Source organism: Geobacillus sp. WSUCF1, from assembly GCF_000422025.1.
Taxonomy (GTDB): domain Bacteria; phylum Bacillota; class Bacilli; order Bacillales; family Anoxybacillaceae; genus Geobacillus; species Geobacillus zalihae.
On sequence record NZ_ATCO01000314.1, the window covers coordinates 1 to 220 of the forward strand.

Here is a 220-nt window from a genome sequence, read left to right on the forward strand (position 1 = left end):
CGGCTTAACCTCGCACGCCATCGTCACTCGCCGGTTCATTCTACAAAAGGCACGCCATCACCCATCAACGGGCTCTGACTACTTGTAGGCACACGGTTTCAGGTTCTCTTTCACTCCCCTCCGGGGTGCTTTTCACCTTTCCCTCACGGTACTGGTGCACTATCGGTCACTAGGGAGTATTTAGCCTTGGGAGATGGTCCTCCCTGCTTCCGACGGGATT

Annotated in this window: 1 rRNA gene; it reads right to left on the minus strand. The window is 55.5% G+C overall.

From position 1 onward, the window contains the following. Window positions 1-220: ribosomal RNA gene (locus I656_RS0117365) — 23S ribosomal RNA — on the minus strand; the annotation flags it as partial.